This window comes from Chrysiogenia bacterium (genome assembly GCA_020434085.1).
Classification (GTDB): domain Bacteria; phylum JAGRBM01; class JAGRBM01; order JAGRBM01; family JAGRBM01; genus JAGRBM01.
This window is the reverse complement of sequence record JAGRBM010000425.1, coordinates 1-15700: the sequence shown is the minus strand read 5'-3', so window position 1 is coordinate 15700 and position 15700 is coordinate 1. Positions and strand designations below refer to the sequence as shown.

Sequence of the window (15700 nt, the reverse complement as noted above, 5' to 3'; positions counted from 1 at the left end):
CAAAAGGGCGTGCTTATCCTGATCGGCGCAATCGCCGGCGTGCTGGCGGCATTTGTGGCCCTGATCGTCTTCTTCGCACTTCGTTCGCGAAAGCTGGCTCAGGAAAGCGAGCAGCGGGAGCTTGACGCCGGAGTCTCCGGTGCTGCTTCCTGACAAAGTCGTGTTTTTATCGCCGAAAAAGGTCCGCTTCGAGCGGGCCTTTTTTGTTTTCAGGCGGCTCAAATCCGGGTAGTTTGGTGTCAAAGGCAGCGTACAGAGCTACAAAATGATTCGGCTGACTGGCAGATCGGGGGCAATTCTGGGGCTCTTGCTGGCGCAGGGGGCGCCCGTGGGACTGCTCGTGCTGTTTCGCGTGTTTCCGGATGCTCCGCCCGACTATGCCACGTATCTCTATATCTGGCTGGGAACGACAATCGTGATGAGCGGACTCGGTTGGGCACTCGGACGCCGCGCCCAGTCGCTCGCCGAAGCCAATGTTCTGCTCACCCTGCTGGCCCGCCAGGATGCGCTCACCGGCCTGGCCAATGCCCGCGCGCTCAACGAGGAACTCGAACGCGCTGTCGCCCATGCCGGCCGCACCCAGGAGCCCCTCTCGCTCGTCATCTTCGACCTTGATCACTTCAAAGACGTCAACGACAACTACGGCCACCAGATGGGCGATCACGTGCTCAAGGGGATCGGCATGCTTCTTAGAAAGCAGGCCCGCATCGACGACCTGCCCGCGCGCTACGGCGGTGAGGAGATGGCCCTGGTCCTTCCCAACACCAATGAGGAGCAGGCCTCCCAGATTGCCGAGCGTCTGCGGACCATGATTGAAGCGGGGGCGAAGGACCGAACGCTTGCGGTTCCGATTACAGCATCCTTCGGTGTTGCCGAGCTCGATGCCGACGAGGCGGCGTTCCATCTGTTCGCCAGGGCCGACCGGGCGCTCTACCTGGCAAAGAATGCCGGTCGAAACTGTGTGAAGCGCGCCAGCCACCTCACCGATCCGGTGAGCGATCCCGCCATGGGCGTTCCCTGAAATTCAGTCATCGAGACGGGCGAGCTGCACGTAAGACTCTCCCTCGGCGTCCGTCACGGCAGTCACCGCGATGGGACGGCAACAGACCTCGCAGTCTTCGACGTAGCGTTCCGTAGAGGCTCCGCCGGGATCGACGAGGATCGAGATTGTCTCGCCGCAGTAGGGGCACTGACCGAACGCTTCCATCGGGGTTACTCGGAAATCCCGCCGAGTTTGAGCACCGCTTTCCAGTCTTTTTCGGTGACCGGCTGAATGGAAAGCCGCTGGCCGCGGCGGATCACCAGCATGTCCTTGAGGGCAGGGGCCTCGCGGATGTCCTGGAGCGAGAGATAGTTCTTGAGCGGCTTGCCGTATTTGATATCCACCATGATCCAGCGCGGATTGTCGGGATCGGCCTTGGGGTCGTAATACTCCGATTTCTTGTCGAACTGGTAGTGGTCGACGTAGCCCTCTTTGGCCACGGTGGCGATTCCCACGATTCCCGGCGGATTGGTGTTGGAGTGGTAGAAGAGCACGCCGTCGCCGACCTTCATCTCGTCGCGCATGAAGTTGCGGGCCTGGTAGTTGCGCACGCCCTCCCAGCAAGCGGTCTTCTTTGGAGAATTCTTCAGATCGTCGAAGGAAAAGACATCCGGTTCGGATTTCATCAGCCAGTAGCGGCGTTTTGCTGCCATCGAAAGAACTCCTTACTCAAACACTGCGATCACGGGCGCATGGTCGCTGGCGCCCTGGCCCTTGCGCTCCTCGCGATCGATGACCACATCGGTGCAGCGCTCCAGCAGGGGCGCGCTCAGCAGAAACAGGTCGATGCGCAGGCCCGCGTTCTTCTGGAATCCCAGGCTGCGGTAATCCCACCACGAAAACTGGATCTCATCGGGGTAGAGGTGGCGAAAAGCGTCGGTGAGGCCCCACTCAGTGAGCGCCTCCAGGGCGTCGCGCTCGGGCGTACTACACAGGATCTTCTCGTCCCACTTCTTGGGGTCGTGCACGTCGAGATCCCCGGGCGCCACGTTGAAGTCGCCGCAAATGAGCAGCTCCTCATCGGGGGCGGCGTCATTGGCGACGAACTCGCTCAGGCGCTCAAGCCACCGGAGCTTGAAGTCGTATTTCTCGTGACCGACTTCCTTGCCGTTGGGCACGTAGACGTTGATGATCCGCACGCCGTCCACCGTGGCGGCCAGCAGGCGGGCCTCCGAATCGTCTTCGCCGTCCTCGAAGGCAGCGACCACTTCCTCGGGCTCGCTCTTGGCCAGAATCGCCACGCCGTTGTAGGTCTTCTGCCCGTGAAAAACGACGTGATATCCGGCATCCTTGACCGCCTGCTCGGGAAAGGAGTCATCCTGCACCTTGGTCTCCTGCAGGCAGACCACGTCGGGATCGTGGCGTTCGAGAAAAGCTTCCAGACGCTCCAGGCGCGCCCGAATCGAGTTCACATTCCAGGTAACGACTTTCATGGGGGCCGAGCTTAGCCCGCGCGGAGCGGGGCGAAAAGTCTCGCCCGAGACGCCGCCATTGGCTAGCCTTGGGCGCCATGAGCGACAACAACGACTGGCCCTTCTTTGAAAAACAACCCGAAGACCGCCACGAGCGAGCCAGCGGGCGCGTCAACGCGACCCCGCTGTTCAAGCTACTGGGACTCACCCTCGATGAGAGCGACACCGACTTCGCCCGCGTCTCGGTCGAGGCCCGCCCGGAGCTGGCCAACCCGAACGGCATCACCCACGGGGGCATCCACGCCACCCTTATCGACACGGCGATCGGTCAGGCACTGACGACGACGATCAAGCCCGGCTGGAGCATGGTGACGATCGAGATGGACGTGAAGTATTTCAAGCCGACCAGCAAGGGCCGCCTCATTGCCGAGGGCCGCATTGTCCGCAAGGGCAAGCGAATCGCCCACGGCGAGGTCGATCTCAGGGACGAGAAGGGCGAGCTGCTCGGCAAAGGCTGGTGCGTTTACGCCATCGTTCCAATGCCGGCTAGGTAGGCGCTACTCGACCTCACTGACCGCAATGATCCAGGGCTCGGCGCGGGCGGCCTCTTCCCATTCGAGCATGGCCGGGTGGGTCAGCAGGGCCTGGGCGTAGTCGGCGCTGGCACCGCTAAGTTCCACCCCGTAGGTGCGAAAGCGCGTGGCGACCGGCGCGAACATGGCGTCGGCTATCCCGAACTTCCCGAAGAGAAAATCCCCGCCGCGCCCGAATTCCGTGCGCGCGTCCTCCCAAATCTGGGTGATGCGCGCGATGTTCTTCTCCACCTCGGGGCTGCGCCCCCTGCCGTGCTTTGTCCCGCGAATGTTCATGGGCATCTTCGAGCGAAGCGCCGAAAAGCCGCCATGCATCTCGAAAGCAACGCTCTTGGCCACGGCGCGCGCCTCTGCATCCCAGGGCCAGAGCTCGGCCTTGGGGTAGAGCTCGGCTAGATAATCGCAGATCGCCAATGACTCCCAGAGCAGCACATCGCCGTGACGGAGCACCGGCACGAGGCCCGAGGGCGAGTAGTGGGAAAGCCGTTCCGCGGAATCTTCCTCGTAGAGGGGAATGAGTTCCTCAGCGAAGGGAAGTTCCAGGTGCTTCATCACCAGCCACGGGCGAAGTGACCAGGACGAGTAGTTCTTGTTTCCAATGACGAGTGTGAAGTCTGCCATGCTCATTCCTCCGCCTGTGTGAGCGCGCGCGCCATGTCCCGCGCGGCACCGGACGGGTCGGGCGCGTGAAAAACCGAGCGAATCACTGCGACACCCGAGGCGCCCGCCCGCAGGGCCGCGCATGCTTCTTCGGGACCGATTCCCCCGAGTGCCAGCATCGGCACGCTGCCGCAATCGGCGCTTGAGAGCGCCTGCACTCCCAGCGGCTCCCCCTTGCCGGGTGAGGCCCAGATGGGCGAGAGCGTCACGAAATCCGCACCTTCTGCCGCCGCGCGCGCGGCCTCTTCGGGGCTGTGGGCGCTCCAGCCGACAAAACCCTCCGGCAGCATGCGCCGCGCCTCGGGGACCGGAATGCTGCCGGCGCCAAGGTGCACGCCCGGCGCCCCGGCGCAGATCGCCACGTCGGCGCGTTCGTTGATCAGAACAAAGGCCTTGTGCGCCATGAGCGCCTTGATCCAGGCCGAAGCTGCCTTTGTGAGCTGCGCGGCACTCGCATTCTTGTCGCGAAGTTGCACCAGAATCGTGAGCTGTGCGGCTGGCGCGATCTCACGCGCGGCAGCGCAGATCTCCGCCACGCGCGCGCCGTTTTCACCACCCTGATCGATGGTCGCGATCAGGTAGAGAATCGGCGGATTCTTGGCGAGGCTCCCCACGAATTCAGCTCATCATTCCCGTGAGCGGCGAGGAAGCATTGGCATAGAGGCGCTTGTCCATCCGGCCCGCCAGATACGCCAGGCGCCCGGCCTCGACCGCGAGCTTCATCGCCCTGGCCATGGCAATCGGATCCTCGGCCACCGCAACGGCGGTATTGAGCAACACGCCGTCCACGCCCAGCTCCATTGCGACGGCCGCATCGGAGGCCGTGCCCACGCCCGCATCCACGATCACCGGACAGGAGACGCTCTCCTGAATGATGCGGATGTTGTAGGGGTTGCGAATGCCAAGGCCCGAGCCAATCGGCGCGGCCAGCGGCATAACGCACGCGCAGCCGATGTCTTCGAGCTTCTTGCAGACAATGGGGTCATCCAGGCAGTAGGGCATGACGGTAAAGCCGTCGGCCACCAGAACCTTGGCGGCTTCGAGCGTCTGCTCATTGTCGGGAAAAAGCGTCTTTTCATCGCCGAGCACTTCGAGCTTCAGCAGATCGGTCATCCCGGCCTCGCGCGCCAGGCGCGCGTAGCGAATCGCATCTTCGGCGGTGTAACAGCCGGCGGTATTGGGAAGCAGCTTGTATTTGTCGGGATCGATGAAGTCGAGAAGGTTCCCCTCGCCGCGGGTGAGCGGCACGCGCCGCACCGCCACGGTCACGACATCGGCCCCGGAGGCCTCGTGCGCGGCGCGCATGGTCTCGAAGTCCTTGTACTTGCCCGTTCCGATAATCAGGCGGCTCTTGAACTCGTATTTGCCGATCTTGAATGGTTTGTCTTGCATCACAGGTTCCTCATAAACAAAGCGCCCCGGGGGTGGGGCGCCGTTGGTTGCTGAAGTTCAGCCGGTCACACCATGCCCATTTCGCTCAGCGAATTGACGCTCGAGCGGGTCTCGGTGGTCTCCCTCTGGCGTTCTTCGACGTATTCGGTAATCAGTTCGAGCACCTGGGGGTGCGTCATGATGACCTCGTTGAAGGCGTCCTTGGGCAGCTTGAGCAGAATCGTATCCTGGGTGGTGCGCACCGTCGCCGTGCAGGGCTTGTGCTCGATCAACGAAATCTCGCCGAAGAATGAACCCTCGCTCAGGTAGGTGATCGTCACCTCATTGCCTTCCTTGTCGTGGATGATGATCTCCACCTCGCCCGATTTGATTAGGTAGAGCCCGTCGCCCGGGCCGCCCTCGACGAGCACGTCCTCTGAGGGCTTCTTGGTCATCATCTGGAACTTGGTCACAAGCTGCTTGCGATCCTCGATGGAAAGCGGCTGGAAGAGGGGCGAAGTAAGAAGCAGCGTCGCCAGGATGCGCTTCTTGTAGAACTCGTTCATCACTTCGCCCACACGGGGGAACTTGGCAACGATCTCGTCCAGGTGTTCACGCGTGATCTCCAGCAGCTCGCAATCGGTCAGCGCGCCCACGGAGGCATGGCGTTTGGAGTCCGAGAGAAGAGCGAACTCGCCGAAGAAGGAGCCTTCCTTGAGTGTCGTAATCTTGATCGTGTTGCCCGCTTCATCGTGGCGATAGATGAGAACCTCGCCCGAGACGAGAACGAACATGGAGTTACCCATCTCGCCCTCTTCAATGATGCGGGTTCGCGGTCCCACGCTCTTGACCTGACAGGTGTCGATCACGAACGCGAACTCGTCGGGCTGGAGGTCGCTGAAGAGCGGAATCGTGGGCAGGTTGCGTGCCGCGGCGCTCGGAGCCGCAGGCGGCGGCGGAGGAGGCGGTGCCTCCGCTGCAGGTGCCGCATTCAGATCGGGCAGGCCCTCGGCCTCGGTCGAGAGCGAGGCCATGTCGGGCACATCCTCGTCGAGGTCGAGGGTCACGGCCTCAGCGGCCTCGGCGGCGGCGATTTCATCGGCTTCGCTGATGACTTCCTCGTCCTCGGCCTCTTCGAGCGCCGATTCCACTTCGGCGGCAGCCGCCGCCACCTCGGGCGCGGTATGAGCGCCACCGCCACCACCGGCGGGAATCCCGCGTTTGGCGTAGAGGTCGGCCAGCTCGGCCTGCACGTCCGAGTTGTTCGGATCAATGTCCAGAATTTGTTTGTTGATGGCGATCGCCTTGATCAGGAATCCGGCGTTCGCGTAGAAGGTCGCCACCTGGCGGTAGGCGGCAATGGCTTCCTTGTTCTTCTTGAGCTTGCGGTAGCACTCGGCGATGCGGATCATGCTGCGATCGTCGCGCTTGTCCGCCTTGACCAGCGTCCGATAGGTCTCGATCGCTTTTTCGTATTTGCCCTTTTGGAAGAACTTCGTCGCTTCCGCCTTGAGCTTGACCTTGTTAACAGCCGCCATCGTTGCTTCCCAATTTACCTATTCAGTCGCCCGAGCGAATGAGCCGCTCATAGGCTTTGCCGACAGTCTGCAGCACGGGCATGATCTGCGAGAAATCCGCCGCCAGTTCGCTGGCGTGCCCGTTGTCTGCATACAGCAGATTTACAATTCGGTTGCCGATCAGGATCGGCACGATCAGACAGTTGCGCGGGCGCTTGCCGCCTGTAATGCGCACGAACTCGTCATTGGCCGGCGTCTTGGGGATCGGCCCCAGGTAATAGCCGGCGCCGCGCTGGAAGATGCCGAAGATGGAGGGCTCTTCGAGAGAGATCTCCAGCTTGCGGATCATCCCGCGGCTCCAACCGCCGCCCACTGCGTCCCAGCCTTCAAGCCAGGGCGCGCGCGAGACAAAGAGCGCCGCGCGTCCGAACATCCCGCGGGCATAGCCCAACAGGGCGTCGCTGACCTCATAGACCTGCGTAGCCTCTTCAAGCAAGCGGGTGGCCTGATGAAAATCGAGCGGTTCGATGTCATTGGCCCCGGGAACCCGCACAATGGGTCGCGGCGGGGCTTCGGGCGCGGCAGCAGAGGCGCTCGGGGGCGTAACAGCAGGGGCCGGAGCCTCTTCCTGCTCGGCCGCACGTTCGAAGATTTCGCTCTCCTCCGTGCCGCTCTTGGCGTATTCGAAGCTCTTGGCCAGTTCTTCGGCTGTCCCTGGCGGAACCTTGCCGAAGAAACGGTCGAACTCCTCGCGCGCCTGGTCGGAATCAGGGCGCGCGCCTGCTGGGAAGATCCCCTTGTCGGCTGACTCGTCCATCTGGAACAGTCGGCCCTCCCTTACATCTCCACCCGCCGAAGCTCGCAAATAGCCGGGGTAGAAGGCTTACAAGTAGTCAATTGCGTCATTTCTGGCAAACCGGGCAGCCGCGCCCGGCAGCCAGAACCATCGAATTTCAGTCAGTTTTTTCGAGCTGGACCGGCTCCAGGGAAGGGGGCTTGGCACAGGCATGGAGGACCTCCTCCACGATGCCGTCCACCTCCCCCTCGATGCCGCCGAAACCGCCCTCAAAGTTGTTCACCAGCACGCTGAAGGCGATGGGGCGGGAGTGCTCGGGATAGAGATAGCCGGCCAGGGCGCTCACCCCCGAGAGATGCCCCGTCTTGGCCCGCACCCGCTTGGCATTGTCCACGCCCCGGAAGCGTCGGCGCACCGTACCATCGGCGCCGCCCAGCGAGAGCGAGCTCTCGAATTCGGGCCGTAGCCGGGGATCCTGGAACATGTGGGCCAGCACCCGAACGAGCGCCCTGGGCGTGAGCCGGTTGCCGTGGGAGAGCCCGGAGCCGTCTTCAAGTTCCCAGTCGGAGAGCGGCACATTGAGCCCCTGAAGAAAGCCGCTCAGCACTTCGATTCCCTTGCGCCAGGTTCCCGGCGGAAGCTGCTTGGTGGCGCCAAGGGTTTTGACCATCTGCTCGGCGACGAAGTTGTTGGAATATTTTCCCATGTCCTGGACGATCAGACCCAGCGGCTTGGAGTAGCTGCGTTCAAGAAGCGTCGCCCCCTCGGGCGTGGTGCCTGCGCCGATGCCGCCGGCAACTTCAATCCCCATGCGGGCGAAGAACTCCAGCAGCAGGTCGCCGGTATGCAGGGGCGGGCTGGCGACATTGAGATACAGGCGCTTTTCGGTGTAGTCGGTCGCGATGCGCCCATTGACCTGGACGGTGCGCTCGTCGGTATCCCGCACACGCCGCGCCGAGAGGGTGTGACGGCTGCCCGCCGCCCCGGTGAGCGCATTGTTCTCGATTGTCACGAAGCGCACCTGCGGCTCGAGCACCACGCGGGCCGGGTCGCCGGCTTTCTGGCCGGGCCGCACGACAATCGTGATGGCATTGAAGTTCGAAGACACCGCGCCGGTCGCCGCGATGTAGGAGCGGTCGGAATCAACCTTCCAGTCGGGATTGAAGCGCTCGGTATCGAAGAATCCCTCGTCGATAACCAGGCCGCCCTCGACCTTCTTGATACCACGTGCGGCCAGGGTCTCGGCAATCAGGTAGAGGCGCTCGGAAACCAGCGAGGGATCGCCGGAGCCCTTGACATAAAGTGGCCCGGTAACCCGCGTGCCGTCCTCGGAGAGCTCCCCATAGAAATCAGTCGGAAAGGAATATTCCTGGCCCAGATATTCGAGCGAGGCGGCGCCGGTGACCACCTTGGTCACCGAGGCCGGGATGAGCTTTGTCGCGGGATTCTTCTCATAGAGGACAATCCCCTCGGTCGCCGAGGCGAACTGCATTCCGAACCGGGCCTTGCGCAGGTATTTACTGGCGGCAATGGCCTGATCCAGGCGTTTTTGCAGGGGGAGCGGGCCGTAGTAGCCCGGGCAGATCTCGGCGGGAGTCTGGGCCGCGCCGCCGGTGGCTCCAAGAAGCAGGGCCGCAATGCTGAGCAGGAGGATTCGTCTCATCATCAGGGAGTCTACAACAAGCCCGGGCAGAGGAAAGAAAGCTGTGCTAGGCTTTTGGCTCACACGAGGCGGTGAGGGCCGCTCGGCGGGTCGACATTGCGCTTTCCTGAAAAATCTCGATCTCTGCGCTCGCGGCTGGCTCTGGCGGTCGGCGCACTGGCGCTTGCGCTCTGGGGCTGCCAGAGCGCCGGGGGCACCCACGAAGCGCAGCTTCGGATCGCGCTGGAGAGTTTTCCCACCAACCTCGACCCGCGCCTTGCGACCGACGCCTATTCCTACGACCTGATTGAGACGCTCTATAACGGGCTCGTGCGTCCGGCCGGCACCGGCGGTTTCGAGCCCGATCTGGCCGAGAGCCTCACCCAGCCCGACCCGCGCACCTTCGAGATCACCGTGCGAGAGGGTGTCCATTTTCACGACGGCAGCACGCTGAGCGCCTCGGACGTGCTGTGCACCTACCGCAGCGTGATGGACCCGCTGGGTGACTCGCCGGTGCGCGCAAGCTTCGATCCCATCCAGGGCATCGAGGTGATCGACGCGCTCCACCTGCGCATCCGTCTTCGCGAGCCCATCGCCGCATTCCGTGACGCCATGACCCTGCCGATCCTGCCCTGCGCACTTATTCGCGCGGATCATGACTTTCGAGCAGCGCCGGTCGGGACGGGCTTTCTAAAATTCGTGAAAAGCCAGCCGCCTTCGTTCATCGATCTCGAACCCAACGCAGACTACTTCCGCGGCAAGACGCAGCTTCCTGCCGTGCGCTTTCGCAACGTGCCCAACCCGACGACGCGGGTGCTCTCGCTCATGCACGGCGACATCGACCTGTCCATGAACAACGTCTCGGCGCTCTACGTGGATTATCTTCGCAAGAAGAAGAACCTCACCATCCAGACCACGCCGGGAACGAACTTCACCTACGTGGGATTCAACCTGCAGGACCCGGTTCTCAGGGACGTGCGCGTTCGCCGCGCCATCGCCCACGGCATCGACCGCGAGGAACTGGTGAAGTATCGAAAGCGCGGGCTTGCCGATCTGGCGCACGCCATCCTGCCGCACGGTCACTGGGCGGAGCTCAAGGATGGGCCGCGCTACGACTACGACCCGGAGAAGGCCCGCGCGCTGCTCGACGAGGCCGGCTATCCCGAGCCCGCCGGCGGGGGGCCGCGGCTCAAACTCCTCTACAAGACTTCCCAGAACAAGGACGCCCTGCGCAACATCGAAGTGATACGCCAACGCCTCTCACAGATCGGCATCGAGATCGAGATCCAGTCCTACGAGTGGGGCACCTTCTTCGACCAGATCAAGCGCGGAAACTTTCAGCTCTACTCGCTCTCGTGGATCGGCGTGACCGATCCCGACTTCTATTTCTCGGTCTTTCACTCGGATCAGACACCGGAGAATGGCGGGCGCAATCGCGGGCGCTACAGCAATCCCGAAGTCGACCGGCTCTTTGAGCAGGCCCGCACGCAGATGGACCAGGAAAAGCGCGCCGATCTTTACCGGCAGGCCCAGCGCATCCTCGCCGAGGACCTGCCGTATCTGCCGCTCTGGCATGAGCGCAACGTGGCCATTGTCTCCAATAGAGTAGGGGGCTTTACCCTCGACACGCTGGCAAGCTTCCGGGCGCTTGAGAGCGCCTACCTTGAGGAGGCACGCTGATGGCTTACCTTGCGCGCCGCCTGCTCTATGCCATTCCCATTGCCTGGGCCGTGGCGACCATTGTGTTTTTCTTCATCCACCTGTTGCCCGGCGATCCCGAGGAGATTCTGCTGGGCGAGCAGGCGAGCACCGCTTCGCTGGCGAGCCTGCGCGCCGAGCACCACCTGGATGAGCCCATCGCCGCGCAATACGCCTACTTCATGGGCGATCTGCTTCGCGGGGACCTGCATCACTCGATCGCCTACGACCGCCCGGTTGCCGAACTCATCGGCGAGCGCTGGCCCGCCACGGCGCAGCTCGCGCTGCTGGCGATCTTATTCTCGCTACTCATCTCACTGCCGCTTGGAACCATCGCGGCGCTTCGCGCAGGCAAGCTCGCCGACCAGGCGGCCATGACCGCCTCGCTCGTCGGCATCTCGATGCCCTCGTTCTGGCTGGGACCGCTGCTCATCATCATCTTCAGCATCCACCTGGGATGGCTACCCGTCTCGGGCGCCGACGCACGGGGGGCGATCATTCTGCCGGCGCTCACCCTCGGCACGGCGATGGCGGCCATTCTCTCGCGCATGGTACGCGCCCAGATGCTTGAGACTCTCTCGCAGGACTACCTTCGCACGGCGCGGGCCAAGGGCCTTGCGCCGCGGATCATCGTGATCAAGCACGCGCTGCGCAACGCGCTGCTGCCGGTGCTCACCGTGGTGGGCATTCAGCTCGGCGTGCTGCTCTCTGGCGCAATCATCACCGAGAAAATCTTCTCGTGGCCGGGCCTCGGATCCCTGCTGCTGCAGGGCATTTCCCAGCGCGACTACCCGGTGGTGCAGGGCTGCGTGCTGAGTATCTCGCTTATCTACGTCGGCGTGAACCTGATCACCGACCTGCTCTATGGAGTGCTCGACCCGCGCATCCGACTGGAGGGGCAGTAATGGCGCGCGGCAGTACCGGAAGGGGACGCGCCTCGCTGTGGATCGGCGCGGTGATTGTCGGCGTGCTCGCGCTCATTGCGCTTGCCGCGCCCTGGCTCTCTTCGTACGACCCGACGATGCCCGACCTTGCCGGTGAGCTTGCCGGTCCCGGCGCGGCGCATTTGCTGGGCCAGGACGAGCTCGGCCGCGACCTGTGGGCGCGCCTTGCCATGGGATCTCGCGTGTCTCTTTCCATCGGCCTTGCAGTCGTGTTCGTGAGCTCGCTCGTCGGCACGCTGCTGGGCGGTCTGTGCGGCTATCGCGGCGGCCTGTGGGACAGCGCGCTCATGCGCGTCATTGACGTGCTGCAAGCCTTCCCCGGCATCCTGCTGGCCATTGCGCTGGCCTATGGGCTGGGCCCCGGATACCTCAACGTGGTCTTCGCGCTCTCGGTGCTCGGCTGGGTTGGATACGCGCGCCTTGTACGCGGGCAGGTCCTCCAGATTCGCGAGGAGGAATTCGTGCAGGCCGCGCGCGCCGTGGGGGTACCCGACCTGCAAATCCTGATTCGGCACATCTATCCCAACCTGCTCGGGCCGCTCGCCGTGCAGTGCACCTTCGGCCTTGCCGCCGCAATTCTCTCGGAGAGCTCGCTGGCCTTCCTGGGCCTTGGCGTGCAGGGGGTTCCGAGCTGGGGTGCCATGCTCGATGGCGGCACCGACTTCCTGCTCGTCGCTCCCCACGTGGCGTTCTTTCCCGGCGCCGCGCTCTTTGCGACCATCCTTGCCTTCAACTTTCTGGGAGACGGCCTGCGCGACCTGCTGGATGTAAAGGGCCGGGCTTAGCCGCTTCCAAACGAATAAAGCCGCCCACGGCGGCTGGATTTCCCCCGTCCATCTGCTAGCATCCGGACCCGACTGACGCGCTCGTCAGTCTTCAGAACGAACCACCGAAAACGACTGGAGAGACCCCCATGGGCATGTTGCTGATTTCGAAAACCTACTGGCTGGGAATGCCGTTCAACTTCAAGGGCGAGCTGCCCGAGGGCGCTGTTGCGAGCCCCGCGCTGCTCAAGGCCGACGACATGCGCGAGATCTCCGGCACCTATTACCACCCGGCCGGGGTGGACAAGCCCAAGGTAGGCGTGCTCGTCATGCACCCGCGGGCCGATTTCTCGCGCCACTACTGCATCCCGCCCAGCCTGCGCGCGGGCTTTGCGGCGCTGGGGCTCAATACCCGTTGCATCAATAACGACATCACCGCCATTCACGAAGAGCTGATCCTCGATGTGAACGCCGGCGTGAAGTATCTGCGGAGCAAGGGCTGCGAGAAGGTCGTGCTGTTCGGCAACTCGGGCGGCGGCTCGCTCTTTGCGTTCTTCCAGAGTCAAGCCCAGCTTGGCCGCGGCAAGCGCATCGCCAAGACCCCCGGCGGCGCGACGACCTTTTTGAACGGCGCCGACATGGTGCCCGCCGACGGCTTCATCGCCGTGAGCTGCCACAAGGGCGAGGGCCGCATCCTCAACGAGTGCATCGATGCCTCGGTCACCAATGAGTATGACCCGACGCTCACCGATCCCGCGCTCGACATGTACAACCCCGACAACGGCTTTGCCGAGCCGCCAAGCTGGAGCGAGTATTCGCCCGAGTTCGTCAAGACCTACCGCGAGGCCCAGCTCGCGCGCGTGCGTCGCCTGGATTCCATTGCCCACGCAATGATCGACGACACCGTGCGCTTCGACGCCCAGTACAACGCCGCCAAGAAGTCGGGCGCTGACTTCAAGACGCGCCAGGCGCTGGGGCGCCGCGCCGCAGTCGAGCAGGTGATGACCATCTACCGCACGCAGGCCAACCTCCACTACGTGGACAAGCACCTCGACCCCTCGGACCGTCCCTATGGGTCGCTGTTCAGCGACCGGCCCGACCTGATGAACTACCAGTACATCGGTTTTGGGCGCGTGGTGACGCCGCATGCGTGGCTCTCGACGTGGTCGGGGCTTTCATCGAATGCCGATCTGCAACGCAACATCGCCAAGCTCGAAGTCCCGGTATTGGTGGTCAACGCCGAGCACGACAACGAGATCTTCCCCAAGACCGATGCCGAACCCATCTGGAACGCGGTCACCTACAAGGACAAGACCTACATGAAGTTCGACGCCAAGCACTACTTCGAGCCGCCGTTCGGCCAGAAGACCGCGCCCGACGTCGACAAGCTCATGGAGAAGGTGATTCCCTGGATGCAGGAAAGGTTTGCCTGAGGCGCGTAGCGCCCTCCATTCAGCTCTTCCCCCGACGCCGGGGGAAGATGCGCGAAGCGCAGATGGGGGATTGGCGCCACATCTGACTTCCGACACTCACAAGGGCGGACGCAAGTCCGCCCTTTTTCGTTGCCCCCTCAGGCCGCTTTCGCGGCCGGCTCCCCCGGCGGCGGGGGAGCGCTATGCCGGTGCACTCTCGACGCGCCCGCCGGCCAGCACGCGCAGCACCGGCACGCGGGAGTCCTCGGCGCTGATGACAGGCGCCGCGCCGGTGCCGTGCCAGCGCGCCAGCGGCAGGAGCTGTTCGAGCAGCTCATCATCGCTCGCGGCATAGCTCTCAGGCAGGGGCGCACCGGGGACTTCGAGGCGCACCTGGTAGCCGCGCGAGAGCAGGTCCTCGCACACGTAGCGCGCGACGCTGGCCTGCCGCTCGACCATGGTCTCGCCCACAGCGCTCGCAAGCGCGATGCGCACGCGGCGCACGGTCTCGTCCTCGTTCTCCCGCACAAGTAGCTTGCCCGCGCGCGCGGAAGGGCGCCAGGCAATGCGGCGCGCCTCCTCGCCCTGCTGGTAGTCGCGGATGTGGCGCAGGTCGTAGCCCTGGCCGGCGACCTTGCGAAGCTGCGTTCCGGTTCCAACCGGCCCGGCAATTTCTTCGTTGTCGTATTTGTGCGCGCGCGGCAACACGAAGATCTGCGCCCCACAGGCAATGCGCTTCCTGCGATCGAAGAGCCCGAAGGGCCCGCGCGTGGCCAGGTAGACTTCCTCGAGATCGAGCACGCCGCGTTTTGGCGCCGTGAGTTCCTGCCACAGGTTCACCCGGCTCTCACCCTTGCCGGCTCTATCTCCAGAGGGCGCGAGGTAGGCAGTCCATTGCGGGCCGGTCAGCTCAAGCCGTCCTTTGGTCTGGAGCTGCGCGGGATCGCACGAGAGCAGGTAGGCCGCGCGGCGCTTGCTGGTGTTTTCGAGGACCGTGAGAAAGTGGAAAGGCTCGCCGGCGGTGACCGCGCGGGGGAATTCGAGCGTGAGCCGCACCGGCCGGATCGAGTATTCCGAGAACAGTCCCGAGACCGAGATCAGCGCAAAGAGCAGCGCGAGGATGAGATAGAGCAGGTTGTTGCCCGAGTTGAGCGCGGCGAAGAAGATCGCCCAGAGAATCCCAAGAAATGCCCATCCCGCTTTGGTCGGCCGCACCCGCCGCGGCGGACGCAGCCAGCGCCACACCCGCGAAAGAGCGCGCGAGAGCAGGCCCGGCTTGGGTTCACTGGATGCTGCAAGTTCCATCACACCAATCGTGACTGCTGCCGAAGAAATTTGCCACAGAGGCCACAGAGCTCACAGAGAGGAAGAAGAATTAACCACAGATGCACACGGATGAACACGGATGAACACGGATGGGAAGGACCAGAAATCCGTTCTGATCTGTGTTCATCCGTGTTCATCTGTGGTTCCAAACTCTTCTCTTGCTCTGTGAACTCTGTGCCCTCTGTGGCTAAACGCCAAAGAATTTGCGGATGGCCGCGATGATCGGCTCGGGGGTGTCTTCCTGCAGGAAGTGCGAGGCGTTGGGGATCTCCACGGTGGGCGCGTGACCCGGAAGGAGCTGCTCAAAGCGCCGGGCGAACTTCACATTGAAGGCCGGGTCTTTCATCCCCCAGATGATCTGGGTCGGCACCTCCCAGCCCTCGAGGCCATTGCCAATCTCGGCGAGAAACTTCACGTTGTGGTGCCAGGGACTCATGGGAATCTCACGCGGGAACTTCAGGATGCCCGCGCGCGAGGCGTAGTCGGGGTGGGGCAGCAGATAGCCCTTCATCCGCTCTCGGGT

At 63.5% G+C, this 15700-nt stretch carries 17 protein-coding genes; 6 read left to right on the top strand and 11 right to left on the bottom strand.

The features are described from left to right. Positions 1-265: 265 nt before the first annotated feature. Complete coding sequence (locus KDH09_14600) at positions 266-1021, top strand: GGDEF domain-containing protein (GenBank protein MCB0220926.1); 756 nt, start codon at positions 266-268, stop codon at positions 1019-1021. A 3-nt stretch (positions 1022-1024) separates the two neighbouring features. Here the strand turns inward: KDH09_14600 and KDH09_14595 are convergent, their stop codons facing one another. Genes KDH09_14595 through xth form a run of 3 tightly spaced genes read right to left on the bottom strand, consistent with a single transcriptional unit; the run spans position 1025 to position 2475 of the window. Next, positions 1025-1207 carry a CPXCG motif-containing cysteine-rich protein gene (locus KDH09_14595; protein MCB0220925.1) on the bottom strand — a complete coding sequence of 61 codons (183 nt, stop codon included), beginning with the start codon at positions 1205-1207 and terminating at the stop codon, positions 1025-1027. Positions 1208-1212: 5 nt separating this feature from the next. Continuing rightward, complete coding sequence (locus KDH09_14590) at positions 1213-1695, bottom strand: EVE domain-containing protein (GenBank protein MCB0220924.1); 483 nt, start codon at positions 1693-1695, stop codon at positions 1213-1215. Between the two features lie 12 nt (positions 1696-1707). Next, complete coding sequence (xth, locus tag KDH09_14585; GenBank protein MCB0220923.1) at positions 1708-2475, bottom strand: exodeoxyribonuclease III; 768 nt, start codon at positions 2473-2475, stop codon at positions 1708-1710. Positions 2476-2552: 77 nt separating this feature from the next. On the opposite strand from xth, the gene KDH09_14580 reads away from it, so the two are divergent. Further along, on the top strand, positions 2553-3008 hold the full coding sequence (locus KDH09_14580; protein ID MCB0220922.1) for a PaaI family thioesterase: 456 nt from the start codon (positions 2553-2555) through the stop codon (positions 3006-3008). A 3-nt stretch (positions 3009-3011) separates the two neighbouring features. On the opposite strand, the gene KDH09_14575 is transcribed toward KDH09_14580, so the two are convergent. The 6 genes from KDH09_14575 to dacB form a co-directional block, all read right to left on the bottom strand. Beyond that, the gene (locus tag KDH09_14575) at positions 3012-3668 is read right to left on the bottom strand and encodes a glutathione S-transferase family protein (protein MCB0220921.1); all 657 of its coding nucleotides are present in this window, start codon (positions 3666-3668) and stop codon (positions 3012-3014) included. A gap of 2 nt (positions 3669-3670) precedes the next feature. After that, positions 3671-4321 (bottom strand): thiamine phosphate synthase, encoded by a 651-nt coding sequence (locus KDH09_14570; GenBank protein MCB0220920.1) that lies wholly within the window; start codon positions 4319-4321, stop codon positions 3671-3673. Positions 4322-4325: 4 nt separating this feature from the next. Beyond that, entirely contained in the window at positions 4326-5099 is a 774-nt protein-coding gene (locus KDH09_14565) for a thiazole synthase (protein ID MCB0220919.1), read from the bottom strand. 65 nt (positions 5100-5164) lie between these two features. Continuing rightward, the gene (locus tag KDH09_14560; GenBank protein ID MCB0220918.1) at positions 5165-6616 is read right to left on the bottom strand and encodes a cyclic nucleotide-binding domain-containing protein; all 1452 of its coding nucleotides are present in this window, start codon (positions 6614-6616) and stop codon (positions 5165-5167) included. A gap of 22 nt (positions 6617-6638) precedes the next feature. Next, positions 6639-7412, bottom strand: a complete 774-nt coding sequence (locus KDH09_14555; GenBank protein MCB0220917.1) for a hypothetical protein — start codon at positions 7410-7412, stop codon at positions 6639-6641. Positions 7413-7548: 136 nt separating this feature from the next. Further along, positions 7549-9054: a D-alanyl-D-alanine carboxypeptidase/D-alanyl-D-alanine-endopeptidase gene (dacB, locus tag KDH09_14550; GenBank protein ID MCB0220916.1), complete on the bottom strand. Its 1506-nt coding sequence runs from the start codon at positions 9052-9054 to the stop codon at positions 7549-7551. Between the two features lie 96 nt (positions 9055-9150). On the opposite strand from dacB, the gene KDH09_14545 reads away from it, so the two are divergent. The 4 genes from KDH09_14545 (at position 9151) to KDH09_14530 (ending at position 13872) form a co-directional block, all read left to right on the top strand. Then, complete coding sequence (locus KDH09_14545; GenBank protein MCB0220915.1) at positions 9151-10713, top strand: ABC transporter substrate-binding protein; 1563 nt, start codon at positions 9151-9153, stop codon at positions 10711-10713. Further along, a complete protein-coding gene (locus tag KDH09_14540; GenBank protein MCB0220914.1) occupies positions 10713-11636 on the top strand; it encodes an ABC transporter permease in 924 nt (307 codons plus the stop codon). Before KDH09_14545 ends, KDH09_14540 begins: the two co-directional genes overlap by 1 nt. After that, positions 11636-12460, top strand: coding sequence for an ABC transporter permease (locus tag KDH09_14535; protein MCB0220913.1), 825 nt, complete (start codon positions 11636-11638; stop codon positions 12458-12460). Before KDH09_14540 ends, KDH09_14535 begins: the two co-directional genes overlap by 1 nt. A 128-nt stretch (positions 12461-12588) precedes the next feature. Beyond that, positions 12589-13872, top strand: a complete 1284-nt coding sequence (locus tag KDH09_14530) for a hypothetical protein (protein ID MCB0220912.1) — start codon at positions 12589-12591, stop codon at positions 13870-13872. A gap of 180 nt (positions 13873-14052) precedes the next feature. Here the strand turns inward: KDH09_14530 and KDH09_14525 are convergent, their stop codons facing one another. Together KDH09_14525 and KDH09_14520 are read right to left on the bottom strand one after the other, a co-directional pair. Further along, positions 14053-15156 (bottom strand): DUF58 domain-containing protein, encoded by a 1104-nt coding sequence (locus KDH09_14525; protein ID MCB0220911.1) that lies wholly within the window; start codon positions 15154-15156, stop codon positions 14053-14055. A gap of 208 nt (positions 15157-15364) precedes the next feature. Continuing rightward, on the bottom strand, positions 15365-15700 hold a 336-nt coding region (locus KDH09_14520), incomplete at its 5' end, for an alpha/beta hydrolase (GenBank protein ID MCB0220910.1).